Genomic DNA, 25,786 nt, shown 5'->3' on the forward strand with positions numbered 1-25,786 from the left:
CTCCGCCCGTTTAAGCAGTTTATCCAGCTGGCGGGATAACCGCCTATCCAGTTTCGTCTATACAACTCTCAAAGAAATTTGCGACAGAACCTTTGAGGATCAATGCTCAAAACTCTGCAACAGATCTCCGTTTGGCTTCGCAAAGGAATACGGCAAAACGAATAACGCTCATTTTTGCTGTAAAATGACTACTGCACTGACCTCTGTCTTCAGCGCCCACACTCAACTCTTAAGCCGTCAATATCCGAAGATTGTGTACAGCAGGGTCCACACGCCTATAGGCGGCCAGCAATCGCGCTGTCCAGTTCTGCGAGATATAATCCGCCAAAAACCGAGAGGGCGCAATTAAAGTTGCGACACCCCCTGCCCTTTCCGCCTCTGAGAGATGTTGGAACCAGCTAGTCCAAAGCTCCGGGTCGTGGGCATGAAGAATGGTTTGAACCTTACTCCAGGTATCTTCACCTTCTGTCGGAGCAAGCGGCGCTTTTGCGGCGAAAGGCACCACATTGGTTTTGGCGTCTGGCTCGTCACCCATCCTCTCTTGGAAATCCGGTCCGATCAAAGACCAAACCTCTGTTGTGTCCAGACTAATCTGTCTGAGATTCAAAGCGTAAACTGCGACTCGTCCACGTACAGCGGGTCGTTTCACCGAAATCCAGTCTAATGCTTTTAGTTTTGCCATCTCGCGTTTAACTGTGCGTTCATCCACTGACCAAAGACGTGCAATCTCGGCACGCCCAATGGATAACTCGTTGCTGCGCCAGTTGTAGCGCGTTGTGATCAAGCAAATAATTCGCAGTATGCTACGTTGCCGATGCTTGTCTTGCGTTAATGCATGGACAACAAGCGCTGACAGTATGTCATATTTCCGTACTGACGCGTTTCGTCCAGCAGGTTTAGTCAACTGCATTCTGTTTACTACCCATATTATGCCTCATTGCGGTCGATTTGCCGCTTGTCCGCGCTTCTTCTCAACGCTTTTCGTTATCTTCTCCGGATTAGCGTCCAATTTCCCGATTCTGTCAAGAGGAGTGCGAGAACAACCTGTGAGATAAGGTTCAGAATTCCTTTTCGAATATAATTTTGGGTGAATCTATGGTGATGGGGGACATTCAAAGTGCCCCCTTTTTTTATTGTTATGTCCCCCAATATGTGGTGGGAGAATAAATTTTGCCCCCTTAATTCTGCGTTTCCAAGCGGAACGGAGGTGTTGGGCGGCGAATCACAAGGTGTGAAGCTCGATTGAGCTGGAAGCCGTTGTTTTCTTACCCATGGGTAATATGGCAAATACACTATAATTTCTTTTGCCAAATATTAAAACAGCGCGTAAAAAGCGAAAAGATAGAAATTAACGTCCAAAATAATGCGAGCAGAGGCATGTACACGCACGAAGATTTAAACGCATTGCGCAACCAATCTCTCAAGTTGCAGGGGTGGATCCGCCAGCAAACCTTCAGCCCCGAGAAAGAAAAGACCTTGCGGCGCTTCTCGAGTTGGGAGGTGTCCGAACTTATCTTCAAGGTTAATCAATCAACCTTCCGCGGAAAGCTGGTAGCGGACCCTTCCCTTCCCGGCGGTGAAGTGGAGCCAGACGGCCGCCAAAGGTGGTTCAGTCTTGAAGAGGTTAACGAGTTGCGCAGGCGGTTGAAAGTGAATCGTCAATCTCTCATGCCGCCGAGACCAATTGGAAAACGAGCGGTTCGGGCGGCCGTTGCGAACTTCAAGGGAGGTGCTGGAAAGTCAACGGTTGCGCTGCATCTCGCGCATGCTGCCGCCCTTGATGGATATCGCGTGTTGGTGGTCGACTTTGATCCACAGGCAACGCTGAGCCATTCGATGGGTCTGACGGACGTTGCAGAAGACTATACTGTTTGGGGTATTATGGCCCGTGACCTCATTCGTGAGACGGAGCGTATGAACAACCGTCCCGTCGCCGCCGAATCCGGAACCGCCCTGCCCCGTCGCGAGCTGCCACCGTCTATTACCGACATGGGGCTCGGTGACTTGCGGATTGCCGACTTTATCAAGCAGACATCTTGGTCCACCATCGATGCCATTCCTTCTTGCGCAAACGCTGCGTTCGTCGAGTTTGCCTCAGCGCAATACCGCCACCTGAATCCGGAGTGGTCCTTCTTTGCGGCAGTCTCTCGGTATCTCGATCAGATTCCAGACGACGCCTACGACCTCATACTCTTCGATTGCCCTCCGGCAATTGGCTATCAGTCTATGAATGCGGTTTTCGCAGCGGACATGTTGTATATTCCATCCGGGCCCGGGTACTGGGAATATGACTCGACCACGTCGTTCATTGGGCAATTGGCCGAGGCGCTGGAAGATCTGGCTTATGGATTCGACAAGACCTTACCCACGGGTAAGATTGGATTGCCCAAGGTTTTTTGTGAGTTGCGGTTTTTGCTGACGCGTTTTGAACCGGGCAATGCATTGCACCTGGCGATGTTTGATGCGTTTCGCAAAGTATTTGGGGAGCATGTCGCTGAGCATCCGGTGGAAATGACCCGCGCTGTCGAGCAATCCGGCCGTTTTCTAAGCTCTGTCTACGAAATGGACTATCGTGATATGACCCGAGAGACCTGGCGTCGTGCGCGTTCGACTTTCGATCATGTGTATGACGAGTTTCGGGATGTGATGCTGTCAGCTTGGGACAAAGTGGAGGATGAGGTATGAGCCGCAGACGCAGAATGTTCGATATCGATATGCCAGCAGCAGAAGAGGCACCAGTTGGTGGATCTACGGCACCTGATCCCGAGAAACGGCGCGGGCCCATGGCGGCCGCAATTTCGGAAAACGCTGACGCTTTGCGGAACCAGCAGACGACTGAAAGTGCCATCCGGTCAGAAAATGATCGGTTGGCACATGAGTTCGTTAACATGCGGGCTGAAGGATTGGTTATTGAAAGGATCGCGGTTTCGGACGTCCTGACCGACAAGTTAGCCCGTGACAGGGCACCGGGTCCCGATCCTGAGTTGGATGAACTCAAGCTGTCTATTCAGGACATTGGTTTGTCGAACCCAATCAAGGTAGAGCGGCGGCCTGACGGTCATTTCGAACTGATTCAGGGTATGCGTCGCCTATCAGCATTTCGTGCGCTTTATGAAGAAACCGGAGAGGAAAACTACGCGCAAATCCCGGCAAGTATCATCGAGCCAGCTGCGCTGGATGAAAGTTATCGGCGCATGGTGGACGAAAACTTGATCCGGAAGGATATTTCATTTGCGGAAATGGCGTCTCTCGCAAGGGCATTCGCTGAGGATTCAGGTAACAATTGTGAAGACGTAGATAAGGCCGTCGCCATTCTGTTCAAATCTGCGAGCTATACCAAGCGCAGCTACATTCGTGCCTTTGCCAGTCTTTTGACCATTATGGGTTCCGTTTTGAAGCATCCCAACGACATTCCGCGAAATGTTGGAGTGGAACTCAAACGTAGGCTGGACGCTGAACCTGACCTGTCAAAGAAGATCAGCTCTGCAGTTCTTTCCGAGCCAGACAGAACGGGCACTCGTGAAGTTTCGATTCTTCGTGGATTTATCGAGAGCGAGCCAAAGGCAACTCCGGCAGCAAATTCCGAAAGCCGTGTAAAGACGCGTCGGGCAAAGACGACGTTTCAGGTGCCTGGTAGGGCAGGGGTTGCGAAGTGTTCAGCGTCTGCGGGGCGTCTCGATCTTCGCTATAACATGGACTTCACACGTGTCGATCGAGCGAAACTGGAAAGCGCTATCGCTGCGTTCATCGATGCTATTCGAGAGGAGGACGATCTTACCCACGGGTAAGATCAAGTCTGATGCCCCAAACTTTCACCCCAGCAGGTCCGTCGCCGGGTTTTCTGTGATATCCACATCATCGTAGTAGCGTTGTGCCTGGGCCATGGATCGGTGCAGCGAGAGACGCATGGCGGCCTGGATCGGGGCACCGTCGAGGGCGGCCTGGGTCAGGAAGCCTGAACGCAGACCGTGGGGCGAGGCGAAGTCGTCCGGGAGTCCGGCCAACGCGAGGCGATGTTTGACGATCTGATAGACTGCATCCGGGCTGAGGCGGCGTTTCAGCACCCGATCCGCTTTTGAGATGGGGCGGAACAGTGGCCCGTCCTCGATCTCTCCAACTTCGATCCAATGCATCAGAGCCTGCGCTGCGCGGCCCTTCAGCACCAGCCGGGGGGTCTCACCCTTGGCCGTAGTCTTGGTCTCCAACAGCGAGATCCAGACCACGCCGGACTTGCCGAACTCCTTGAGTGAGACATCCGCGCGCCTCAATCCGGTGATCTCGGAGCGTCGTCGCCCGCCACTGGCCCAGCCCAGCATCAGGAGCGCCCGGTCGCGGCAATCCCGCCGGGACCCCCGACAGGTGGTCAGCAACTGCTCGAGCACATCGCGGGTGATCGGGTGCTGTGATTTCGGGGCAGGGGGCCGGGCGGCGGCGCGGCGCGCCTTGGATCGGGCCTGTTTCACCTGTGGCGCATCGAACGGCGAGGCGAGGTTCTTCATCCGGTGAAACGCCAGCCAGGAGGCGATGCGCCGGTCCAGCGTCGACGGAGCCGGGCAGGCCAGCGACTTGCGCAGCCCTTGCGCGATCAGTGCCTCCGCGGTTCGGCGGGCGTGATCATCTGGTGCCGCGTCATTTAGATCGCGGGCGTGATCGAGAATGAAGGCCAGTGCGGTAGCCTCGGACTCGGGCCAGTGCAATGCGGCGCTGAACCGGGCAGATTTCCACGCTGTGACATAGATCAGATCCCGCTCATAAGCCCTCAACGTGTTTGCTGGCGTGCCGCGGACATAAAGGTCGGTCAGCGCGTCCTGATCCGCCTGAGACAGGGCCGGGGAAGCGGCTGGGAGGTATGGGGCAGGGGGCTTCATAAAGCCTGTTCTGCGCCCTTTTCCCGGCAATATCAATAAAACATGATAAGGGATACTTATCGGACATTTATACCCTATCACGAAAGATGAATCGTGGAATGCAAAATACCATAAAAGTGACCATAAAGTTCTTAGAACACTGGTTCTAAATAGAAATATGATGACTGCTCTTGTTGAGTAGATTCAATGAGCATGGGTCCTGTCGCCAGGTTTCGATCAACGAGATGTGCAGGTTTATCGGACGAACGGCAGACGGTGTTATCTGATCAAAAGACAGTTTGTCGTTGCATTGGAAGGTGACCGCCTTCTGAATTTTTGATCCGGCTCGCCGCCTTCCGTTAGGTTTGTTCCAGTGCTTTCTGTTAAGATCAAAAAAACCATGAGCTGAATTTCCATTTAAGTATGTCGTTTTGTTTTAATCAAAAGTGGAAGGAGCTGCAGTCACCCAAGATTTGCGACAGATTTGGCGTGTAAGTAATTTTGACTTGAGATCCAACGGCATATGGCTGGTGTTGATAGGTTAGAATTGGATGAAAGTAGTTGATAAAAATAGCGTTTTCCCGATCAGCCGTGAGCATCGAAATCTGGTCGTTTTCCTGACGCTGACGGCCATATTAGTTCTGACCCTCCTGCTGCGACTTTGGGGGCTTGAGGCTCGGAGTCTTTCTCATCCGGAAATCTACATTCCCGGGATCAATCTCGTTCCCGATATCTCGGAGCCGCCACCGCGACTTGGCTTCGCCGAAACCGTCTGGTGGCACTTTCATGACGAACCTCATCCTATGGGATGGTATGCAGCGATGCTGGGATGGACCAACGCATTTGGCACCTCTCATTTTGCACTGCGGTTTCCGGGTGTGTTGTTCGCCTTGGGGTCGATTCCATTTATTTTCCTCGTCGCCCGGAGCGTGTTCGGATCGACCGTGGCATGCCTGGCGGCACTCTTGTTGGCACTTCATGGGTTTCACATTGCATGGAGTCAGACGGCTCGCATGTACGTCGCCGGTGCTTTTCTGTCTCTCATGGCAACCTGGTTGTTATTGTGTTTGGTCAGGGCGCGGGCGCCAAAACCCGGAATCGAGCTGGCCTACATCGCCTCGGTTCTGGCCGGAATCCTAACAGTCGAGTTCTTCTGGCCCTTGATTTTGATCCATTTGTCTTGGGCAGTATTGGTTTTGCCCCGATCTCAGATGCAACCCACACATGTTGCCCAGAGAAATGTTCGATGGCAGATACCGAGGTTATTTCAGGTTCAGGCCCTCGCGTTCATCCTGTCTGCGCCGGCCCTGACACATGCGGTCTACCGCGCACGCCACGCTGCGACCCGAGACCCTAACCCCGAGTTTTTTGTCGAGTATTTCTCTTTTGGATTTTTGTTTGCGAAGGACCATCGCATCATTCCCATGCTACAGATTGGGCCAATCTGGACCTGGCTTGTTTTGATATTTGCACTTGCGTTGCTGGTTGCCAGCCTCAAAGCGCCAAAACGCGAGGCACCGATTGCAAGCACGGGTCCGGGTATTCCTGCGTGGATTTTGGGTTTGGTGGCAATCTGCTCATCCGGTTTCATGCTTTGGCTTGCTTCAATTGCCCATCGCCGGAACGAAATGCTGATGGCGATGTCCGTATTACCCTTTCTCGCGCTCTTGATTCCAATATTGGGCACGGCATGGCGCGGCTTTGTTCCCAGATTGCCATCGAAGACACTGCACTATCCTCAGGAGCGCACCCTGCTTTTATGGCTTTTGGCGGTTGCGGCTCCGTTGATCCTTTTCGCGGCCTCATACAAGGTTTACGTCCTGGCGGACCGGGCATTTCTGGTCTTTGTGCCCTATCTCCTGATCCTTTGCGCAGCGGGTGCAGTCTGGCTGTTCACGAGCAACCGGTTGAGGCTTGTCTCTGTCAGCTTATGTGTCTCTGTTTTTGTCGCCAGTGTGCTTTACGCCTCTAGAAAACCCGGGGCCCCTAACGACTATCAAGGCATTGCGCAGGCGATGCAGGATGAAATGCGGCAAAACGATCTGGTGTTTCTGAGATACCGAAACTGGGTCGACACACCGCTTTTATATTATATCAGCGATTCCAATCTCGTTGTCTCGGAATATGAAGCCGCCTTGCAAGGCAATCCTGATGCGCGCGTTTGGCTGGTCACTTGGCCGGTCTCCGGAAAACAGGCCACATCTGACGCACGGCATGACGCGCTCAGGGGATATAAGCGAACCTTTGTTATAGAAAAACTTCGGGCCAGGGCAGAACTCTTTGAGCCTTAGGCTGGAATGGTCTCGTCTTTTTGGCCTGATGCGTACTGCTGCCAACGTCTACCCGGATTAGCATCCGCTACTGGCAATAGCATTCAGGGCCTTTTCACCGAGAGATGGCGAGACGTACCGTGACCACCCCAGGGCATAAACCTCTCCGTTTTTCGCCCGGTTCACAAAGGTTGCAACCACCTGTCCTGAACCATCAAGCACGAATATGCGACCGCGGTTGGCTTCTTCGAAAATCAGGTGTCCGGAAACCGTGAAATCCTGCAACCCTTCGGAAACGGTTGCGACCCCCAGGTTTTCCAGCGTACGGCGAAACGGACTTTCCAATGACGCATCATCAAAATCATAGATCAAAGTTTCGCTGACACCTTCCACGCGCGCGCCCAGTCCGCGATCATAAGCGTTGTTGTTGAATATCGCGATCCGATGGTCGTCAAGGATGTCCACATCATGCTGTGACATCCATGGTCCGGCCTGCGACCAGATGATCTTCTGTGACGATGGTCGATAAAGAGCGACAAGCGACGGGGTGCGCAGGCTCAGAAACAGGTCGCCCTTTTGCCAGTGCGGCCCGTCGGTCAGAACGGGTTCAATGTCGTTCAAGTGCATTGGATCGAAATAGAAATTGGCAGCAGGAAACAGGAGGTGGCGCAACCCGTTATTGATCAGAATATCATCCAGGGCTTCTTCGAAAATCACGTCACCTTCGGCACTGATCCGCACCAAAGCATCGCGGGCAAATTTGGGTGACAGGTTTTCCGGCCAGCCGTCCAGCTTGAAACTCGGGATCCAAAACCCGCCCTGACCGTCAGGACTGGTCGAATGATGAAACAGATATTCGCTTCGAGACCATCGGATATCGCCACAGGGGGACAACATAAATAACGGTGCAATATGGTTTTTGACCAGAAGGTCACCGTCTTCGGTCAAATAGGGATGAATATAGCGAAAATAGGCATTGTTCCAGTTTTCGTAGCGCGCAAACCCATCAAACTCCGGCAGCCGTTCAACTGTGGCCAGCAAAGTTTCGGGTTCCGGTGCCCAGGTTCGGAGAGTCTCTCCGGTTTCCAGCGACATCAATTCGATCACATGCCGCGACTGATCACCGTTATATCGGCTCAGCAAAAGATATCCGGCCAGCCCGCCAGAGCCGGCAGGCTGCATCCAGGACCATCCCTCGGGCAAATCTGCATCCGCCGACAGACGAAGAAAGGGCATCATTTTGGCGTCAGGCTTCCCGACAGTTTTCAAGACCTGTCGTGTGTTTTCGGGGAGTTCTGCGAGTGTCAGGGCCGCCTGGCCAAATGCTCCGAAATGACTGCCACGCCCACCTTCCTCGCCGCGTGCTTCGTCCAGAACGATCGCGCCAAACAGGACCATGCTTATTAGTCCTGCGACCAGAACCAATCCCAGGACCCAAAGCTCAACTTTCTTAAATAGCAGTCTTTCCATCACAGGTTCTACCCTTGGGACGTCAGATGCAAAAAAAACTAAATGGCTTCGAAATTTGAGTGGAATTTACACTAAATCAGAGCGTTTTTCAAAACCAGCAGAGACCCGCTGTGCAGGGCCAACATCTCGTGACCAGTGCAAGGGGAAAGTTTTTGCCAGTGGTCAATCAGTTAGAAGCATTGCGGCCTGGTTCCCCTGTTTGAAACAGGCCGGACTTGGGGCGCCGAATCTTGCCGCTATTTTACGGCCAGCTTGTCCAGGTCTTCGTAAAGCGTGTTAGCGCGATGCAGCAGCTCGACGTCAAACAATTGGTCTGGTGTCTGGTCTGGTGTGTTACGAAAATAGGTGCCAAAGCGCTGGTCGGTTTGGGGGAGGTTGAGCGTTTCCCGCAATGCGTTCACTGTTTCATCCGGACGGGATCTCAGGTCATCCTGTGTGACGATAAGGCACTTGTCGCTTTGTTGTTTGACTTCGTGGAAGGCGGCAATCCAATAGCGTAGCCAATAGTCCGGTTGATCGGGTCCGGTTTCACCCGGGTCGAATTGGTCAAAAGCCATCGGTTTGTGCAATAGACCAAATTCCAGATGTCCGATGTCTGACATGTAGCGACGCACAAAATCATCCTCGGCCTGAAGGGTAAGGAAGTTCCTGTGCTGGCGCAGCAGTGACGCCGCATGAGCAGCCGGGCGGCGCAGCGGTACAACGATGTCACAGCCGGGGAAATAAGAGGGCAGAACCCGCAGCCGCGCGATATTGGCGTTGTTCTTCGACAGATAGCGCGCCTGCGTCTGCCCGGGACGGCGTAGCGCGACGATCTTGTCAAAATGTCTGCGCATTCTGTCACAAGCGGGTCCGTTTGCATCCCCTTCTTGCCAAAGGTCGATGGCCTGTCGGCGGTACTTGTTTGGCCAGTAGAGGTGCCATAGCACCTCATCGAACGCTTCGGGACTGTCGAGGTCAATCTCAAGCCCGTCACCATGAGCCCTTTCGCGACGAGCGACCCGATCTGATCGCTTTCCGCCGAGACGGGACCAGAGATAGGGCGCTGTGATGAAGGGCATATCCCGGTATTGATGCGTTGCAATCGCGGGCATGTCGAAAAATGCGTTCAAAAGCGCGGTCGTGCCGCCTCGGGCCAGAGAGGTGATAAAAATAGGGGGCTGAGAATCCGCACCTTTGTGGGAAAGCCGAAAGGCTCGGTCATCTGTTGCCGCCAGAGATTTCATGACCATTGGTGTCGAAAATGCCAGAGTATGAACCAGACGATCACCGTCCGAATAGGCTTCGCTTTCGGATGCTGTGTTCTTGGATAGCCGTTTTGAGGCGAACCGGGCAACGAGGATCGCCGCCACGGTGACGGCGACGATGTAATCAAGACGGAGCATCAACCCCATCACCTCATCGGCGGGGGCCAGGCCAGCGATATCGGCCAGTACTACTGGCGCTCCGGCAGCGGCAAGGGTCAGGCCAAAGCGCCAGGCGAGTTGCCATACGCCTGCCAAAAGATCGAACGCCGCGCGGCGAACGGCGGCTTCTTTTTCCAGATCTGTGGTTTCGGCATCGAACATCGCCGAAACCCCGCCAACTGAGGATGCGATCAAGGACCGGGCTGCCGGAACAACTCCGACTTTCCACAAGCTGATTGCAAAACCAAGAACTGCCAGCAGTGAAATGCAAAAGGCAATCATCAAGGGGTGTCGTCAGATTGCGTACCAGCAGCTTTAGCGTCACGACGGGCATTCAAAGCCCGCTTAATCGGGAACCAGAGGAAACCCACAATCAGTAAAACCACGACAACCAGCAGAGCCAGGGCCAGGCCGATCGCGCCAAGTCCGGCCCCTGGCCCGATATAGGCATGAGCCGGTGAAACAAACGCGAGGCTGGAGACAGCAAATGCAGCGCTCGCTGTAATCGGGAAACGTCTGTTCATGATTTGCTCCTGAATAAATGCGGGTCTGAGGTGCCTTTCAAAACCGAGGCCAGCGACCTTTTTTGCGGTTTCATTTATCACACGACGGCAGAGCGTCAAAATAGTCGACTGGAACATGAACGGCCGTTGTGATGATCGAATTGTAGTCATCGGTCAGAATGTTCGACATTTCGCGCACCAGATCCCCGTCAACCGTCACTTCAATCACCCGGCCTTCCATCGGAGAGGAGATCAGCCAGTTTCCATTGGGCAGGCGTTCCTGTTGACCCATGATGAAGCTGTCAAAGACCAACTCGGAATCGGCGAATTTATCGCGGACTTCGCCAGTGGTCATGTCCATTTCGATAATAGAGGATCGGCGACGGTCGGTATTGTTCGAGTATACCGTAATCGTGCCATCAGGATGAAAATCCGCATCGTGCTGATGTTCCCATGGTCCTGCTTTGTGCCATTTCAGACGCTTTGTCTGACGATCCACAACACCGACCAGATCAATCGATCGATGTGACATGATCAGATCACCCGCCGAGAATTGCGGGAAGGCGTCCGCCCATGCAGCTGGCAGCACTTCCACATCATTGGGGTGAATGATGTCGGGGATTTCATCGACCCCTGCATCCCAGCGCCATTTGAACCCGTTGGGAATGCGGAAGGCCAGTTGTGCTTGCGGGTCGGGCAGGATGACGTCTTTTGCCAGATCGATGCTCTCAAGTGTCTTTCCGGTTTCCACGTCGATGCGGGCCATCTGCTGGTCATGCCCGCCATCCCAGATTTTAGAGGTCCAGGTCCAGAAGCCGCCAAGGTCGGGGTCTTCGGTCAGAGAATGGTGGAACACCATATCTGTGCGTCGCCATACGATGTCGCCGCAGGTGTCAAACCGCGCCATACCCATACTGTCGTCGAAATTGGCGAGGATCGATCCATCGGGCAGCGGGCGAACGGCGTGTACAAATTCGGCTTCGTTGCCGCCGTCGATAATCTTCGAATGGTCAATTTTCCAAGTGTGCAGCACGTTACCTTCGGCATCGATGAGATCTGTCAGATAGCCGGGTTCAGGGTTGGCAATGCGATTGATCAGAACATAGCCGGGGGCGATCTTGTCGGCCCGGTGCACGACGTATGCTTCGGACGGCATTCGGGCAGGACGGCGGAGATAGGTTCCATCAGGGACAACATATCCGGTGGCTCTCCACGATTTGATAGCCTCTTTGACTTCAGAGAGAGTTGCCCATGGTGCCCAATGCTTGTGGGTTGTCCACATGCCTATAACAAATGCCAGAATAGCAACGAGGAAGAGCGCTGAGATGTATGAAACAATACGCATTGGTGAAACCTGAACTGAAATCGTTACAGTGTATTTGTCGTCCGCAGTTCGGGCCAAGTCAACGTAGGAGTCCCCGTGCAGCGGCATTGGCGCTAAACACTATCCTTTTTACTCAAATATTCCGGATTGTTTGTGATCTTTTGCCTTTGGCGAAGGTTGGGGGGATTTTTCCCAGCGAGGGGCTACGCCCTAAGACATTATAAATTATAAAAAACAGCGCCGAGCGAGAAGATTGGTTCAATCATTCATTGCGTATTTTGTTAGGTTTTGGTGCTCAGCCGATGGCAATTGGAAACACTTTGAGGCTGGGAATTTTCTTTGGTCCTGGAAATGGTGCGCCGTGCTCAGGTGACACAAAGAAAAGTATTGTTTAAAAACAGACAGTAAGGATTAAGGAAGGTATTGTTTGGTGCCATTGGTTTGCGTGGACTCTGGCAAGGTATCTTTATGACGGCCACTAGGGTGCCATTGCCAGGTTTGCTGAGGTGCATAGCCGTGATTTTGCGGGTGCCCGTGTCCTCCGGTTCGACCCCGTGACTGGCCTTGCCGAGACGGTCTATCCCAAGAGTGATGATCAGCGGTTTTTCAGCTTCATCATGGGCACACATCAGGTGCTGCCCAACGGTAATATTCTCATAACTGAAAGCACATCAGGCCGCGTTTTTGAGATCACGCCAGATGGAGAGACCGTTTGGTCGATGGTGCTGGTTGCTGGAACCCGCTCTGCCGCACTGATCGAGGAAGCCCGGCGCTATCCTTTGGATCATGTCGACCGATCAGTTTGGTCCTGTTCCTGATGGTCAATGATCCTCAGCTTTCCATCCCAAATCAAAACGCTTGATCGGCGGGCAAACACGTTTCAATTGCGACGATAAACAAGAACGGCGCCGTCACCCAGCGTTCCCGGGAAGGCATGGACAAAGTCCAGCTGCCCCTCAGTATCTTGTTTAAGCTGTGGGATAGTGCGGAACATTCGACCGGGGAAGAGGACGACCAGTGTCAAGGGACCGGATTGGGCCATTGCCTTTGCGTAGCCTTCGGGATCGCCAAGGGTTGTCCAGTCGGCGTCGAAATGGTTGCCAAAGATCGGCCCGCCGGGATTGATGGCATAGACCCGATCTGATGGGCTGCGCGTCTCTTCCACAAGGGTGAAAGCCCCGGCCAGGTCTTGTTTGGGCGCGGAATAGTTTCGTTGCACAAGAAAAACCGAGACTGCGACCATCGCCACAACGCTGGTGGCAAATAATGGCCCTCCGATCCGGGGGCGCCGTATTGCTCGGGCCACAATGCCTGCGCCGTGCCAGCACCCGACAACGGCGAGAATGATGATCGGGCCGATATCGACGAAAAAGAAGCGCGGCCAGATCCGCATGTCGAGCGACAGAAGAATGACCAGCGTCACTATGATATGCATGGCGATGGCCGGGAAAAACAGCGGTTGCGTAGAATGCGCGCCCATTGCGCCGAATACCAGCGCGATCAGCCCTCCGATTGCGACAACCATGGTCAGCGGGCCGGTATTTCCGACCGCCGTGCGCAGACCCTCCAGCACGGTCCAGACCGGGTTTTGATATTCCTGCATCGGGTCGACGGCAGAGGTTGTCGCAACCTCGCCCATGGTCCCAACGAGGCTTGGAAAAAGCGGCAGATATACAAGAAGGATCAAGACGATCGCAATTGCGACACCGATCAGGGGCTGCAGTATCCAGTCGCGGCTCAGGGCGGGGCGCCCGAACCCGGTTGCAAGCGATACCAGCCAAACCAGACCTAAAGCGACGAAGAAGAACGCGCCGGTCAGGTGGGTGAAGACGGCGGCGGCGGCGGTCAGGCCAAAGGCGCCCCAGATGCCGATGCTCGGGCGGCGCGTCCCCCTTAAAAAGAAGATGAGGCCCAAGGCGCTCCAGAACGCGAGCTCGGTGTATCCGCGGGCATTTTGCGAGAACCAGACCTGGTGATAGGAAAGCGCGACGAGCAGGGCAGAAATATGCGCGATTTTCGTGCCGGCAATGTCTCGGGCCAGCCACCAGATCGCAGCAACGATACCAACACCGAACAACACAGCGGGAAAGCGATAGGCCCAAGGCTGGTCGCCGAAAATCTGGGAAACCAGCTTGGCCTTCATGCTGAAGAAGTAATGATGGTTCATCGAGTATTCGCGCATCATATCGCCCCAGGGCAGGCTGACATGGGTATCGACGGTCCAGATCTCATCGTACCACAAAGGTGCGTTCAGCCCTGCGGTGCGCAGCACGGCGGCAACAAGCAGGATGAGCAGGAGCACAGCCAGATCATTACGGCCAAGGGCGGAGGAGTGCTGAATCATAGGGCCATCACCGGTCACAAGAGCCTCAATTCTGGTGGGCGTTTATAAGTCGACTTTGCGCTGATCGCGCACCGCCCCTTGCCGGTATATCTCTGATTTCGTGATGTCGGGTTACGAGAATATACGGATATAGGGCGTTCCACGGGAAATCGTTTCCAAATCCGGGATAATTTTGTCGAATTGACGTGATTTCCACAAGTCTGGAGGCGGTAAAATTTATCACCGCTGTGCAGCTTTGCCTTGGATTCACTGATCGCGATGAATGGCTTGTGTCCGCCTGTTTAGGCTGTGCTGTTTCGCAATGGTGCGTGCAATCTGCTCGCCAATAGATCATGTTGACCCATCGTCTCCTGCGCTCAGGCCAAGGCTGCTTTCGACAATATACAGCGGACGTTTGCGGGCCTCGTCAAAGAGCCGCCCCAGATATTCTCCGATCACGCCGAGAACCACAAGCTGCAGACCACCGATCAGCAGTACGGCAACCATCAACGAGGCATAACCCGGCACATCCACCCCATGGATCAGCGTGCGCATGGTCAGGAATAAGCCATAGATAATTGCCGCCAACGCGGTCAGCATCCCGATATAGCCCGCAATTCTCAGCGGTACGGTGCTGAAACCGGTGATGCCATCCAGCGCGAAATTCCAAAGACGCCAGTAGTTGAACTTGGTCTGCCCAGCGGCGCGTTCGGGGCGGTCATAAAACACCTCGGCATGTCGAAATCCGACCCAGGCAAAAAGCCCCTTCATAAAGCGGTTATGTTCTCGCAACCGGGATATGGAGCGAACCACACGCTGGTCCATCAGCCGAAAGTCACCCGTATTGGCCGGGATCGGAACACCCGAGAGTCTGTTGATGACCTGATAGAACTTGATGGCCGACCAACGCTTTATTGCAGTATCGGTATCCCGGCGGTGCCTTACGGCATAGACGACGTCATATCCCTCGCGCCATTTCTCAAGAAAGGTCTCGATTAACTCGGGTGGGTCCTGCAGGTCTGCGTCTATTGGAACAACAGCCTGGCCTGATGCCACGTCAAGCCCGGCGGTCAACGCGATCTCTTTGCCGAAATTGCGAGAAAAATTCACCACCTTGATGCGATTGTCGCCAGCATGCATATCGGCCAAAATCCTGGCCGTGCCGTCTGTGCTGCCATCATTCACGCAGATGATCTCGTAACTTTCCCCCAGGTTTTCCAAAAACTGACCCAACCGGTCAAACAAGATTGGCAGGACGTCTTCTTCATTGAACATCGGCACAACGATGCTGAGCGTCGGGGCCGTGCAATCCGCATGACCTGCCCGAGACCGCGACGTGGATATGTTCATGTTTGACGGCACCATGAGAATGTCTTTTTCCGTGGAATTGGTTGTAATTGATCACGGTTTGGTGTGAGCCTCAAAGAGTTCCGCGCCCTGGTGCGGTTTTTTTGGGTATCCGTGTCTGTTTGTGATCACTTCGCCCGGCTCTTTTGGCAGAAGCTCCGGGGGTGGAAGGTTTGGTTGTATCCCAACAGGAAGCTTGTGAATTATGAAAGCAGGCAACAAGATCGGCTGCGTAAACCCGATACGGGCGGGCAATGTGAATTGGTATAGCCGTGTAATAGAATGAGACGTTTTTGATTATGGAACTAGTGACGCTTTCCATCCCGGAAGTTAAGTTGATTACCCCGAAACGTTTTGGCGATCATCGTGGGTTTTTTGAGGAGACCTACAATGCCGACAGCTTTGCTGCGAAAGGCGTAGTAACGGAATTTGTTCAGGATAATCATTCACTTTCCAGCGCAGTGAATACAATACGTGGTCTGCATTTCCAGGCCCCCCCAAAAGCGCAGACCAAACTGGTACGCTGCGGTCGGGGCAGGCTTTTCGATGTTGCGGTCGATATTCGCAAGGGCTCGCCCACCTTTGGGCAATGGGTCGGAGAAGAGCTCAGCTTTGAGAATGGGCGGATGTTGCTGATCCCTGCGGGGTTTGCGCACGGATTTATGACTTTGGAGCCAGAGACCGAGATCGTCTATAAATGCTCTGATACCTACGCGCCGGAAACAGAAGGCGCTATTCGCTGGGATGATCCTGATATCGGAATTAATTGGCCGGTGAGCAGGGCGACCCCTCAGCTTTCTGAAAAAGACCAGGCCGCGCCACTTCTGCGCGACATCGAAACTCCTTTCGAGCTTGAGGTCGTGTAATGAAGATTTTGGTTACGGGTGGGGCGGGGTTTATCGGGTCTGCCGTCATCCGCCGTGCGATCGCAGATGGGCATTCGGTCGTCAATGTTGATGCTCTGACCTACGCGGCCTGTCTGGAGAATGTTGCCTCGGTTGCTGACGCACCGGGCTATGCCTTCGAGCATGCCGATATCCGGGATGCGGCTGCCATGGCGGAAATCCTGCGCAGGCATCAACCGGATGCGATCATGCACCTGGCCGCTGAAAGCCATGTTGACCGCTCAATTGACGGGCCTGCGGCTTTTATCGATACAAATGTGACCGGGACTTATGTGCTGCTGGAAGCTGCCCGCGCCTATTGGATGGAAGCGGGCCGTCCACAACATTTCCGCTTTCATCATATTTCCACGGATGAGGTCTTTGGCTCTTTGGGCGCAACCGGGTTTTTCACTGAAGACAGTCCGTATCAGCCCAACTCACCCTATTCAGCCTCGAAAGCGGGATCAGATCATCTTGTGCGTGCCTGGCGGGAAACCTATGGCCTGCCTGTGCTTCTGACCAATTGTTCGAACAATTACGGCCCATACCAGTTCCCGGAAAAACTGATCCCGGTGGTCATCCTCAACGCGTTGTCGGGCAAGCCCATCCCGATCTATGGGGCAGGGGACAATATACGTGACTGGCTGCATGTCGAGGACCACGCCGAAGCGCTGCTATTGGTCCTTGAAAAGGGCGTGTTGGGTCGCAGCTACAATGTCGGCGGTGAGAATGAAATGACCAATCTTGATCTGGTCAAAATGCTTTGCGCAATCCTGGATCGCCTGAAACCGGGCGGTGTGCCCTATGCCGATCTGATCACCTTTGTCACTGACCGGCCCGGCCATGACCGACGCTATGCCATTGATCCGACCCGGATCCGCACAGAGCTGAACTGGCGACCCTCTTACACGCCTGAAACCGGGTTAGAACAGACAGTTCAATGGTATCTGGATAATGGCGCATGGCTGAGCGCCCTGCAGGCACGCAGCGGTGTAGGTGAGCGTCTGGGAATGGCCAAATGAAGGTTCTGGTATTTGGTCATTCTGGTCAGGTTGCAACCGAACTGCGCCGCCGTGCGCAGATACATGACGCCACGGTTGAGGCGCTGGACCGATCAAAGGCCGATCTAGCCGATCCCTCCCAATGCGCGGAAGCGATCCGTCAAACGGACGCCGGGGTGGTCATAAACGCTGCAGCCTATACCGCGGTTGATCAGGCCGAAGAAGAGAGAGAGCTGGCGCAGCGGATCAACGGGGATGCGCCCGGGGTTATGGCACAGGCAGCGGCGGAACGGGGGCTGCCCTTCCTGCATATCTCGACAGATTATGTTTTTGACGGGTCCGGCACGACCCCCTGGACTGTCGAAGATCCCACCGGCCCGCTGGGCGCGTATGGTCAAACCAAGCTGGAAGGCGAGCGTCAGATCGCGCAGGCCGGGGGCTGGCACGCCATTTTGCGGACAAGCTGGGTGTTTTCGGCCCATGGAAGGAACTTCGCAAAAACCATCCTTCGACTGGCTGAAACCCGTGACAGGCTGAGCATCGTGGCAGACCAGATCGGTGGACCAACGCCCGCGGCCGACATCGCTGATACGTTGCTTATGATGGCCAAGACCGGGTCAGAAACCGAAGGCGGGATATTCCATTATTCCGGCGCCCCCAACACCAGTTGGGCCGATTTCGCGCGCGAGATCGTCTTGCAATCGGGTATGGCCGTGCAGGTCGAAGATATTCCAACCACGGATTACCCGACCCCGGCCCCCCGACCCCTGAACTCACGCCTGAACTGTTCGCGCCTGACCGATGTTTTCGGTATCCCGCAACCCGACTGGAAAGCTGGTCTGACGGACATATTGAGCGAGTTGAAATCAGCCAACGGCTGAACCTTGAGAGGACAGATCATGCAGCGCAAAGGCATCATTCTTGCCGGCGGGTCCGGAACCCGGCTTTATCCGATCACCATGGCGGTCTCGAAGCAATTGCTGCCGATCTATGACAAGCCGATGATTTTCTACCCCCTGAGCGTTCTGATGCTGTCGCAGATCCGCGAGATTGCGATTATCACCACGCCTCAGGATCAGGACCAGTTCCAGCGTCTGTTGGGCGATGGCAGTCAATATGGATTGTCCCTGACCTGGATCACACAGCCGTCTCCTGACGGTCTGGCACAAGCCTATACGCTGGCCGAAGATTTCCTGGCTGGGGCGCCGTCTGCGATGATCCTGGGGGATAATATCTTTTTCGGGCATGGCCTGCCGGACCTGCTGCTGGAAGCCGACCGGCTAAAGCGCGGCGGTACGGTTTTTGCCTATCGGGTTGCCGACCCGGAGCGCTATGGCGTGGTGGATTTCGAAGGCAAAAAGGCGCGCGCGATCATCGAAAAACCGAAGGTTCCGCCCTCGAACTACGCGGTCACCGGGCTTTACTTCCTTGATGGCGATGCCCCGGCCCGTGCGCGCGAGGTCAAACCGTCGGGCCGTGGCGAGCTCGAGATCACGTCGCTGCTGGAAATGTATCTGCACGAAGGCCTGCTGGACGTGCAGACCATGGGGCGTGGATTTGCCTGGCTGGACACCGGCACACATGGCTCTTTGCTGGATGCGGGGAATTTCGTGCGCACACTCACGGACCGGCAGGGCATGCAGACTGGCAGCCTCGACGAAATCGCATGGGTCAATGGCTGGATCGACAACGAAGCCCTTGAAGAACGTGCGCGGTTGTTCGCCAAATCCACCTATGGCGAATATCTGAGGCTGTTGCTGAGTTGATGCCGAGATGTATTGACCATCTGGCCTGATGCAATTGGCGGGCTATTGACGGGTCGGATAACTTTTCACAAGTGTGGATCCTGCATTAAGCCGGTCGATCTGACTGCCCGGACGCACGCCATATTCGTGACGGCCATTGGCTGGCCCGGTTGCATAATAGATGAATTCACTGTCATAAAACCCGGGCGCCCCCCGTGAGACATCCTGAATGGCAGCATTATTGAGGATGACCCAATCGCGCTGGTTCTTGTATCCGCTGATTTTGTTGACAGCGTTTTTTTCGATGACGACAGAGGTTGAATCCGGAGAAACACTGATCCGCGGAATGGTCACGCCGCCATCCTTTTCCCGTCTGACACGGATGACGGAGTTCTGTCTGATCGACAGGTTGTCGGCCCCATGGATCGAAATACCATGCGCATGGGCGTTATAGATCACATTGTTTTCGACCAGTACATTCTGGTGCCGAACCAATGGATCGCCCAAATTCTTCCCATCCCCTCCCATCCAGATCGTCTGGGCGTAGTCTCCGGCCCCCATATCAAAGATATTATTGCGGATTACGATATTCGTGCTGCGCCGGTTGGAAGCCCGCATGATCTGCAACATGTCTCGGTGATCCTTGCCGCCACGCGCACCGCGGAAATTATGCAGATGGTTGCCTTCGATGACCAACCCATCGACTGCCCCCATTGCCATACCGTCCGAGCGTATGTCGTAGAAGGTGTTCCCCCGGATCGTGATGTCGTTGCTATGCCCGCCAGTAAGTCCCTTCCACCATTTGCGGAACGTGTTCCCCGAGAGCGTGATCGACACATTGTCCTTGAGGCGCAGTCCGCGGCCATGCCCTACCCCCGACCTATAGCCCCCATCGAACAAGGAGTTCGAGATGGTCACATCCCGGCTGGAATAGATGGTGAAGCGGCTGGTCGAGTCCTTGTCCCCCGAAGAATACTCGTAGTCAAAAAACAACCCGTCCAGTTTGACGTTCCCTGCACCCTGCAGGCGTAACTCCGTGAAACACGCCGGTGATCCGGGGGCGGCTGAGCGGATCGTGACGGGTTTCCTGAAGTTTTTTGTAATCTTAAGTGCGCCGTAATTCCCGCCCTCAAGGGTGAACACCTCTCCGCCGCCGGCGTTTTTCAAAGCTGTAGAGAGTTCGGAGGCATTGCGGATAACCTGGCCTTTTTCCGTGCTGGACACGTTTGTTGTAACCTTGGTGCCGTTACATGCGCGGGCGGCGTATGATGGCGATGAAAAAGCCAGCAGTACGACGCAGGCGCATGCCAGCATTCCGATCAAGCCGTATCTGTTCTGCATGACAAATCCATCCTTGTCACATCCGCTACAAAGGCAGGCTACGGGTATGTATGAGACATGTCCACACAGCCTTATTGTGGGGCGTATTGGCCGCTTTAGCCTGACGATCGTGCTGCGTGACGCAAGGGAACCGGGCAATTCATCGCCGATACTTGTCGGGGATACGCGGGCACATGCCTGAATAGTGGCAATTTTGTGTCTATTGTTGCAGCGGGGGAATCAATGCTCCAAACCCTGAGTTACCGCTAAGGGAAGAGGAACAATTCCCGGTAACGAGTATCTAGTTCGCTCGGAAATGAAGGCAAAGGGACGTTATTGTCCCGATACAGGCAACAATTTCCAAACATAGCCATATTCTGGCCCCTCTGTCGCCTCTGTGCGGCTGTTCCTTCTGTCCTGGGTGAGCGGGATTCTTGTGCGCTGCCACTCACAGCGCCTATGCAACAAAGGTGAAAGATGTCGACGACAATCACGGTAACCTCGGCGGCGGAGCTGAACCAGGCTCTGTCTCAGGCACAAGGTGGGGAAACGATACTGCTTGCGGCGGGGGATTATGGGACGTTGAATCTCAAAAACGCCCTTTACGCATCTAACGTGACGATCAAATCTGCAGATCCGAGCGCGATGGCAAGCTTTTCGGAAGTTTATGTCAACCAGGCTTCGAACATCACGTTCGACACAATCCTGTTCGATTACACATATGTCAGTGGACAGCGTGAATCCGCCAGCAAGTTCCGGATTGATAACAGCACCAACATAAACATCGTCAATTCGGTCTTCGATGGGGATTTCGCAAGCGGAACCGGAACCTCGGCTGATGGGACAGGCTTCGGCAAGGGGCTTGTGGTCGAAGGTTCGGCAAATGTCACGATCGCCAATTCCGAATTCCATTCGTGGTGGAAAGCCGTAAACGTCGGCACTTCGTCGGATGTTGATCTGATCGGTAACAACATCCACACAATCCGCTCGGACGGTATCAACCTGGGCCGGGTCGATGGTGTTCTGATCGAGAACAACTACATCCACGATTTTGGCGGTGCTGCGGGGTCCCATGATCACCGCGACATGATTCAGATCAAGCGCTCCAGCGGGGATGGCAGCAGCGACATCATCATCCGGAACAACGTTCTGGATATGGGTGCGGGTGACTACACGCAGGGTATCTGGGCTGGCGGTGACAACGCCAATTATTCGGATCCGACCGACTGGCACCAGGATATCGTGATCGAAGGGAACATTATCTACAATGCCCACACGAACGGCATTGCGCTTCACATGACCGACGGCCTGACGATTTCGAACAATACATTGATCGCGGTTCCGCGCTCGGTGACAGGCGGCGTTACCATTCCCAAAATCACCGTCGGATCTTCTTCGACGAACGTGATCATCGATCAGAATGTGACATCCGGGATTGCAGGTCATCAAGGACAGTCTGATTGGACGGTTCTGGACAATGCCTTTGTTCAGAATACGGATCCGAATGCTGCCGGATATTATGACACCCAGTTTGTCTATCATGCGACAACTGCAACCGACGGATACAACCAGTTCGGTGTTGTTCCAGGCAGCACAGTAGATGTTCTGGGCGCGGGCTCTGATCTGGTTGATGGGTATCCGTTCTCGTATGACTCCTGGGTCGGAACCGCGACCACACCAGTGACTGGCGGAACGGGAACAAGCACATCGCCGTCAAGCGGTACATCCAGTACGGGGACGTCCGGCACAGACACTGGTGGTACATCAGGAACAGACACCGGGGGCACATCCGGCACAGACACTGGTGATACGTCCGGTACAGACACCGGTGGTACGTCCGGCACAGATACTGGTGGTACGTCCGGCACAGATACTGGTGGTACGTCCGGCACAGACACTGGTGGTACGTCCGGCACAGACACTGGTGGTACGTCCGGCACAGACACCGGTGGTACGTCCGGCACAGACACTGGTGGTACATCCGGCTCTACATCACCTACTGCCCCAACCAGCCAGATGGTATTCGACGATTTTGTTCTGGATATCGCGAACTTGTCTACCAATGGTCAGGCAAAGCTTGTCGGTGATGCGACGGTTGTAGACACCGCCTCGGGTCCGGTGATTCAGTTCGATGGAAACAAGGACCTTGTGAAATTTGGCCGCCTCACCGAGTTCGAGGATTCCGAGCAGATTGCCTTCACTGTTGAATTCACACGAGCCGAAGCAGATGGCAGCGCGCAGCGTCTGGTCTGGAACAAGGGTCACGTGGGTCTGACTCTGACCGGCGACGGGCTGATCGCACATGCCGCAAACAATGACGGTAAGTTCACCAAAGGGTTTTACGTAAAAGACCTGGGTCTGAATGACACCGAAACCCATACGATCACCTTTATGGTGGACCAGAACGCGGATCGTTTGCAGGTCCTTGTCGATGGAGATGTGGTGCTTGACGAAACCAACACCGATTTCGATTTTGTCGATGCGCATGGCGGCAAGGAATGGGGTTGGGATCTCGGCTTTGCCAGAAATCGGTATATCGACGGCGAAGTCAGCGCGTTTGCAATCGATGATGAGGTCGTCTTTGTAGACACAATGCTTCCACAGGACGATTTTGCGATTGCGTGACAGGGTGTGCATCGGTGAAAAGTCGATGCATACATAGTTGAAAAATTGTGTTGGCTGGGTGCAAAATCGCACCTGGCCAACCGTATTTCAGGGCGGGTTGTTTTTGCCCCAGAGAATTGCGGCTGTTTCAGGCCGGTAGTGTTGAGAGTTGCGCGTTATGATTTTGTCCGACCGCCATCGCTTTGTGTTCATCCACGTGCCGAAATGTGCGGGAACTTCGGTTCGTAATGCAGTCTTGTCTTTCCACGATGCGGACAGTCGGTTTCTGAAGCTGGTCGAGCATCATCCTGAACTGGGTGAAATAGACTATCGCCACCTTCCGTTGCGGTTGTTGCGCGATCTTGATCCCGAAGCATTCAGCAAGCTGGCGGAATACGAAAGCTACGCATTGTTGCGCGACCCCTATCAACGGTTTCAATCCGCCATGTCGCAGCGGGCCAAGATGTATTTGGGCAAAGAGTTTGCGCAGCTCGGCGATGATGAAATCCGTACCGAGACCCGGAGAGTCATGGCTTATCTCCGCTCTGGCCCTGCGGTGATTTCCCCGGAATATGTCCATTTTTCCCGGCAGTCGGATTTTGTCCGGATTGATGGCGAACGGTTGGTACGCAATCTTTACCCGGTCGAGCATCTTGACCTTTTTGTTGAAGCTCTGACCCGGCAGATCGGCCTGGCCTCGCTGGAAATAGGGCATGCCAACAAAACCACCGTGTTTCGCCATCCACAGCTGAAACGGGTTATGTATGGGGGCAGCGCGCTGGCCCGACGAGTTCTGCCCAGCCCTGTGCACGAAGCCTTGCGCGTATCCGCTCGGCGCGTTCTGATGAAATCGGGAGGGGCACAGCCACACCCTGTTTTGAATGAACCCGCTATCGGGGAGTTTGTTCGCGATTACTATGCCGAAGATATTGCCCTGCATCAGGATGTCTTGGCAGGTATTGCTGCGTGATCCGACAGGCAAGGAACGGAGCGGTCAGGTGCAATCGATAAAAGAATGGCGCATACATCTGGGTGCGCACAAGACTGCCACAACCCATGTTCAGGATACGCTGCTCGCGCATCGAGGGCAGATGGCGCAATCGGGGGTGGACTATATTCCCCGCGAAAGTTTTGGCCCGCTTCAGCGCCGTTATTCAAATCCGGATCACTGGCGGCGAAAACTCTGGTCAAAGCCATTGGCCAGACAGTTCATGCGTCAGACCCGTGCATTGCGTGATGGAGGGCAAACGGTTCTGATCTCGGACGAGGATTTGCTGGGATATTCCGACGGGTTGTTGTCACCGACCCTCTATCCGTCCTTTCGTGGTGCACATATAGTCAGTGAGATGCAGAGAACGGCCCCTGTTGCGTTGTTTCTGGGGGTGCGTTCCTATGACAGACTGTTGCCCTCTGCCTATGCCCAAATGTTGAAATCCTTTGCGCCAGACTCGGACTGGCAGTCCCGTATCAGTGCAGATGTTCTGAAGGCGCCACCCAGTTGGCCAGATCTGATCGAGCGTCTGATCGCTGCCTTTCCAGGTGCGACGCTGCGGGTCTGGCGGCACGAAGATTACAGGGCGCACTGGCAGAAAATTTTGACAATTTTCGCGGGTAGGGATGTGGGCGTATTTCCAGAGCTTCCGCCGCCGACAAGAACCACCTCTCCATCACAAGAGGCGATCCAACAGGCCGAGGTATTGGACCGCGGCTTATCAATCGAGGAACGTCGGGAACGGGTGAAGCGGATCTTTTATGACGGTGGGCCGGATGCGCCCGCTGGTACTCCATTTCATCCCTACAAAAGTGAAACAGCCAACGCATTGCAGCAGAAATACGAACAGGATCTGCGAAAGATCGACCGGGACTATCCCGGTATGCTGATCCGGATGGAGTAAAGTGGCAAAAACAGGCTGTGGGTCAGCTGACCTTGGGTCGTTTGGGAACTTCGGTTTCCGAGACGCGCAGCAGTTTCTTTGCAATTTCAAGATGCTGCGCGTTCCATTGCCAACGCAGTTTTTGTACGGGTGCTGCACCATCGTCCAGGATGCGCGCAACCCGGGCATGGTCGCGTTGTCGCAACAGGCATTCATGAACCAAGTGCGGTCCGACACATCCGAGTTTGGGAACTTCACGCAAAGCGCGCCGGAACGGGCGACGCATGTAAATCAGCAACTCAAACAAGGTCTGGCACCAGAAATACAGATGCGGTTTCTCGCGGTTTTCCCAATATTGGACACTGTATTCGTACCAGTCTGCCATTATGACATTCTGTGGCTCTGACGCCAGAAACCACGTTGCCACCTCACGCGTATAGCCGGGCCAGGTGAACCATCGGGTTTCGGGGGTCCAGAAGTAGGCAAAGAACCCCCGTTGTCCTACAATCGGCAACCAATCATTCAATGGCTTGACGCAAAACGCAGTCGCATCCGCCCAAACGCCACCGTGTTCTTTCAAAAGCTTGAATCGCAAAATGTTGGAATAGGACTGAATAGACATTTCGGGCGACAGCTCTGGCATATCGACAAATTCGGCGACTGTGTTCTTGTCGAGAATGCGAAGGGTCCAGTCCGGGTTTTTGTCTTGCCAGGATGCAATGCACATCTGCACGATTTCAGGAGCTTCATCGATCCCCTTGTCCCAAAACATCCAGATGTTTTTGGGGATGACCCGGGGAACGGCACTGTCGAATCCGTCTGGCTGTGTCTTACCGGCTTTGCGGGTCAATCTGCGCGCAAAACTGCG

At 54.5% G+C, this 25,786-nt stretch carries 21 protein-coding genes; 11 read left to right on the forward strand and 10 right to left on the reverse strand.

The window, feature by feature from the left end:
* Positions 1-229 precede the first annotated feature (229 nt).
* A complete protein-coding gene (locus ACR0K4_RS18870; protein WP_480855208.1) occupies positions 230-910 on the reverse strand; it encodes a DnaA N-terminal domain-containing protein in 681 nt (226 codons plus the stop codon).
* A 467-nt stretch (positions 911-1,377) separates the two neighbouring features.
* Here ACR0K4_RS18870 and ACR0K4_RS18875 point away from each other — a divergent pair, with 467 nt between their 5' ends.
* Positions 1,378-2,685 carry an AAA family ATPase gene (locus ACR0K4_RS18875; protein WP_480522289.1) on the forward strand — a complete coding sequence of 436 codons (1,308 nt, stop codon included), beginning with the start codon at positions 1,378-1,380 and terminating at the stop codon, positions 2,683-2,685.
* A gap of 14 nt (positions 2,686-2,699) precedes the next feature.
* Positions 2,700-3,788, forward strand: a complete 1,089-nt coding sequence (locus ACR0K4_RS18880) for a ParB/RepB/Spo0J family partition protein (protein WP_480522288.1) — start codon at positions 2,700-2,702, stop codon at positions 3,786-3,788.
* A 24-nt stretch (positions 3,789-3,812) separates the two neighbouring features.
* Here the strand turns inward: ACR0K4_RS18880 and ACR0K4_RS18885 are convergent, their stop codons facing one another.
* A complete protein-coding gene (locus ACR0K4_RS18885) occupies positions 3,813-4,868 on the reverse strand; it encodes a tyrosine-type recombinase/integrase (RefSeq protein WP_480855210.1) in 1,056 nt (351 codons plus the stop codon).
* Between the two features lie 530 nt (positions 4,869-5,398).
* Between ACR0K4_RS18885 and ACR0K4_RS18890 the strand changes: the two genes are divergently transcribed.
* Positions 5,399-7,138, forward strand: coding sequence for a glycosyltransferase family 39 protein (locus ACR0K4_RS18890; protein ID WP_480855212.1), 1,740 nt, complete (start codon positions 5,399-5,401; stop codon positions 7,136-7,138).
* 57 nt (positions 7,139-7,195) lie between these two features.
* Here ACR0K4_RS18890 and ACR0K4_RS18895 read toward each other — a convergent pair whose 3' ends face one another.
* The 4 genes from ACR0K4_RS18895 to ACR0K4_RS18910 form a co-directional block, all read right to left on the reverse strand.
* A complete protein-coding gene (locus ACR0K4_RS18895) occupies positions 7,196-8,587 on the reverse strand; it encodes an arylsulfotransferase family protein (RefSeq protein WP_480855214.1) in 1,392 nt (463 codons plus the stop codon).
* Between the two features lie 236 nt (positions 8,588-8,823).
* Positions 8,824-10,275 (reverse strand): sulfotransferase, encoded by a 1,452-nt coding sequence (locus ACR0K4_RS18900; protein ID WP_480855216.1) that lies wholly within the window; start codon positions 10,273-10,275, stop codon positions 8,824-8,826.
* Positions 10,275-10,517: a hypothetical protein gene (locus ACR0K4_RS18905; RefSeq protein ID WP_480855218.1), complete on the reverse strand. Its 243-nt coding sequence runs from the start codon at positions 10,515-10,517 to the stop codon at positions 10,275-10,277. Before ACR0K4_RS18905 ends, ACR0K4_RS18900 begins: the two co-directional genes overlap by 1 nt.
* 70 nt (positions 10,518-10,587) lie before the next feature.
* Positions 10,588-11,652: an arylsulfotransferase family protein gene (locus tag ACR0K4_RS18910; protein WP_480855219.1), complete on the reverse strand. Its 1,065-nt coding sequence runs from the start codon at positions 11,650-11,652 to the stop codon at positions 10,588-10,590.
* 674 nt (positions 11,653-12,326) lie between these two features.
* On the opposite strand from ACR0K4_RS18910, the gene ACR0K4_RS18915 reads away from it, so the two are divergent.
* On the forward strand, positions 12,327-12,638 hold the full coding sequence (locus tag ACR0K4_RS18915; RefSeq protein ID WP_480855221.1) for an arylsulfotransferase family protein: 312 nt from the start codon (positions 12,327-12,329) through the stop codon (positions 12,636-12,638).
* A gap of 62 nt (positions 12,639-12,700) precedes the next feature.
* Here the strand turns inward: ACR0K4_RS18915 and ACR0K4_RS18920 are convergent, their stop codons facing one another.
* Together ACR0K4_RS18920 and ACR0K4_RS18925 are read right to left on the reverse strand one after the other, a co-directional pair.
* Complete coding sequence (locus tag ACR0K4_RS18920) at positions 12,701-14,164, reverse strand: glycosyltransferase family 39 protein (protein ID WP_480855223.1); 1,464 nt, start codon at positions 14,162-14,164, stop codon at positions 12,701-12,703.
* Between the two features lie 330 nt (positions 14,165-14,494).
* Positions 14,495-15,493 (reverse strand): glycosyltransferase family 2 protein, encoded by a 999-nt coding sequence (locus ACR0K4_RS18925; protein WP_480855224.1) that lies wholly within the window; start codon positions 15,491-15,493, stop codon positions 14,495-14,497.
* A 296-nt stretch (positions 15,494-15,789) separates the two neighbouring features.
* Here ACR0K4_RS18925 and rfbC point away from each other — a divergent pair, with 296 nt between their 5' ends.
* The 4 genes from rfbC to rfbA are packed head-to-tail and all read left to right on the forward strand — an operon-like array spanning position 15,790 to position 19,141.
* A complete protein-coding gene (gene rfbC, locus ACR0K4_RS18930; RefSeq protein ID WP_480855225.1) occupies positions 15,790-16,356 on the forward strand; it encodes a dTDP-4-dehydrorhamnose 3,5-epimerase in 567 nt (188 codons plus the stop codon).
* Positions 16,356-17,396, forward strand: a complete 1,041-nt coding sequence (gene rfbB / locus ACR0K4_RS18935) for a dTDP-glucose 4,6-dehydratase (protein ID WP_480855226.1) — start codon at positions 16,356-16,358, stop codon at positions 17,394-17,396. The genes rfbC and rfbB overlap by 1 nt, the downstream gene beginning before the upstream one ends.
* Positions 17,393-18,256 (forward strand): dTDP-4-dehydrorhamnose reductase, encoded by an 864-nt coding sequence (rfbD, locus tag ACR0K4_RS18940; protein ID WP_480855227.1) that lies wholly within the window; start codon positions 17,393-17,395, stop codon positions 18,254-18,256. Before rfbB ends, rfbD begins: the two co-directional genes overlap by 4 nt.
* Positions 18,257-18,271: 15 nt before the next feature.
* On the forward strand, positions 18,272-19,141 hold the full coding sequence (gene rfbA, locus ACR0K4_RS18945) for a glucose-1-phosphate thymidylyltransferase RfbA (RefSeq protein ID WP_480855320.1): 870 nt from the start codon (positions 18,272-18,274) through the stop codon (positions 19,139-19,141).
* A 42-nt stretch (positions 19,142-19,183) separates the two neighbouring features.
* Here rfbA and ACR0K4_RS18950 read toward each other — a convergent pair whose 3' ends face one another.
* Positions 19,184-20,461, reverse strand: coding sequence for a right-handed parallel beta-helix repeat-containing protein (locus tag ACR0K4_RS18950; RefSeq protein WP_480855228.1), 1,278 nt, complete (start codon positions 20,459-20,461; stop codon positions 19,184-19,186).
* A gap of 456 nt (positions 20,462-20,917) precedes the next feature.
* Between ACR0K4_RS18950 and ACR0K4_RS18955 the strand changes: the two genes are divergently transcribed.
* The 3 genes from ACR0K4_RS18955 to ACR0K4_RS18965 all read left to right on the forward strand — a co-directional run bounded on the left by ACR0K4_RS18955 (position 20,918) and on the right by ACR0K4_RS18965 (position 24,939).
* Positions 20,918-23,065: a right-handed parallel beta-helix repeat-containing protein gene (locus tag ACR0K4_RS18955; protein ID WP_480855229.1), complete on the forward strand. Its 2,148-nt coding sequence runs from the start codon at positions 20,918-20,920 to the stop codon at positions 23,063-23,065.
* 157 nt (positions 23,066-23,222) lie between these two features.
* Positions 23,223-24,014: a sulfotransferase family 2 domain-containing protein gene (locus ACR0K4_RS18960; protein WP_480855230.1), complete on the forward strand. Its 792-nt coding sequence runs from the start codon at positions 23,223-23,225 to the stop codon at positions 24,012-24,014.
* A 28-nt stretch (positions 24,015-24,042) separates the two neighbouring features.
* Positions 24,043-24,939: a hypothetical protein gene (locus ACR0K4_RS18965; RefSeq protein WP_480855231.1), complete on the forward strand. Its 897-nt coding sequence runs from the start codon at positions 24,043-24,045 to the stop codon at positions 24,937-24,939.
* Between the two features lie 22 nt (positions 24,940-24,961).
* Here the strand turns inward: ACR0K4_RS18965 and ACR0K4_RS18970 are convergent, their stop codons facing one another.
* Positions 24,962-25,768 (reverse strand): capsular polysaccharide synthesis protein, encoded by an 807-nt coding sequence (locus tag ACR0K4_RS18970; RefSeq protein ID WP_480855232.1) that lies wholly within the window; start codon positions 25,766-25,768, stop codon positions 24,962-24,964.
* Between the last annotated feature and the right edge of the window lie 18 nt (positions 25,769-25,786).

The sequence above is a fragment of the Ruegeria sp. K11 genome (assembly GCF_056531905.1).

Excerpts from the sequence above, each read along its gene's own strand:
- rfbB (WP_480855226.1), top strand. The coding sequence starts at position 16,356 with ATGAAGATTTTGGTTACGGGTGGGGCGGGGTTTATCGGGTCTGCCGTC.
- ACR0K4_RS18910 (WP_480855219.1), bottom strand. The coding sequence starts at position 11,652 with ATGCCGTCCGAAGCATACGTCGTGCACCGGGCCGACAAGATCGCCCCC.
- ACR0K4_RS18960 (WP_480855230.1), top strand. The coding sequence starts at position 23,223 with ATGATTTTGTCCGACCGCCATCGCTTTGTGTTCATCCACGTGCCGAAA.
- ACR0K4_RS18950 (WP_480855228.1), bottom strand. The coding sequence starts at position 20,461 with ATGCAGAACAGATACGGCTTGATCGGAATGCTGGCATGCGCCTGCGTC.
- ACR0K4_RS18920 (WP_480855223.1), bottom strand. The coding sequence starts at position 14,164 with ATGATTCAGCACTCCTCCGCCCTTGGCCGTAATGATCTGGCTGTGCTC.
- rfbD (WP_480855227.1), top strand. The coding sequence starts at position 17,393 with ATGAAGGTTCTGGTATTTGGTCATTCTGGTCAGGTTGCAACCGAACTG.
- ACR0K4_RS18925 (WP_480855224.1), bottom strand. The coding sequence starts at position 15,493 with ATGAACATATCCACGTCGCGGTCTCGGGCAGGTCATGCGGATTGCACG.
- ACR0K4_RS18895 (WP_480855214.1), bottom strand. The coding sequence starts at position 8,587 with ATGGAAAGACTGCTATTTAAGAAAGTTGAGCTTTGGGTCCTGGGATTG.
- ACR0K4_RS18955 (WP_480855229.1), top strand. The coding sequence starts at position 20,918 with ATGTCGACGACAATCACGGTAACCTCGGCGGCGGAGCTGAACCAGGCT.
- ACR0K4_RS18900 (WP_480855216.1), bottom strand. The coding sequence starts at position 10,275 with ATGATTGCCTTTTGCATTTCACTGCTGGCAGTTCTTGGTTTTGCAATC.
- ACR0K4_RS18890 (WP_480855212.1), top strand. The coding sequence starts at position 5,399 with ATGAAAGTAGTTGATAAAAATAGCGTTTTCCCGATCAGCCGTGAGCAT.
- ACR0K4_RS18885 (WP_480855210.1), bottom strand. The coding sequence starts at position 4,868 with ATGAAGCCCCCTGCCCCATACCTCCCAGCCGCTTCCCCGGCCCTGTCT.
- ACR0K4_RS18875 (WP_480522289.1), top strand. The coding sequence starts at position 1,378 with ATGTACACGCACGAAGATTTAAACGCATTGCGCAACCAATCTCTCAAG.
- rfbC (WP_480855225.1), top strand. The coding sequence starts at position 15,790 with ATGGAACTAGTGACGCTTTCCATCCCGGAAGTTAAGTTGATTACCCCG.
- ACR0K4_RS18870 (WP_480855208.1), bottom strand. The coding sequence starts at position 910 with ATGCAGTTGACTAAACCTGCTGGACGAAACGCGTCAGTACGGAAATAT.
- ACR0K4_RS18905 (WP_480855218.1), bottom strand. The coding sequence starts at position 10,517 with ATGAACAGACGTTTCCCGATTACAGCGAGCGCTGCATTTGCTGTCTCC.
- ACR0K4_RS18880 (WP_480522288.1), top strand. The coding sequence starts at position 2,700 with ATGTTCGATATCGATATGCCAGCAGCAGAAGAGGCACCAGTTGGTGGA.